1 protein-coding gene is annotated in these 570 nt (G+C 61.4%); it reads right to left on the reverse strand.

Features of this window, described 5'->3' with window-relative positions; translation table 11 throughout:
• Window positions 1–273 precede the first annotated feature (273 nt).
• On the reverse strand, window positions 274–570 hold a 297-nt coding region (locus C5471_RS23515), incomplete at its 5' end, for a tyrosine-type recombinase/integrase (RefSeq protein WP_166296651.1).

Raw genomic sequence — 570 nt, forward strand, 5'->3', positions numbered from 1 at the left:
GGTGGGCGGCGCCGACATAATGTTTGTTACGCGTTGGCGGGCCGTTCAGGCCCGCTTTCGCGTAATGCCACATTATGTTGAATGGTGGCTGACCGGCAACGATGCTGACAGAGGACACCGAAGTTCAGCGCCGGGCGGCCACCATTTACCGCCGGCACTCCGAAGGTGGGCAGGCAGTCCGTGCGCAGGGACGCGCGCGGTCTGCCTTTCACTGCACCCCACGCGCTCACAGGGAACCGGCTAACCTTCGAACTGTCCAACCGCACTGAGATTTCAGGCCGGCTTCGGGCTGTCCGGCCTGGCGCTATCGGCCTGCTTATCGTCTGGCGGCGTGGCCTGCTTTGACTGCCGTTCTGCCGGGTGGGTCTGCTCATGCACTTTCTTTAAGTGACCGATTGCCACCCGCGTATAGATTTGCGTGGTTTCCAGTTTCTCATGCCCCAGTATCGCCTGGATATGCCGGGTGTCCGCGCCGTTCTCCAGCATCTGAGTTGCCATTGAGTGGCGGAACAGATGGCAGGCCCCCGGTTTAGCCAGCTGCGCCTGTTTACGGATGCTGTCAGCGGCTAT

The sequence above is a fragment of the Photorhabdus tasmaniensis genome, assembly GCF_011189505.1.
In the GTDB taxonomy this organism is placed as follows: domain Bacteria; phylum Pseudomonadota; class Gammaproteobacteria; order Enterobacterales; family Enterobacteriaceae; genus Photorhabdus; species Photorhabdus tasmaniensis.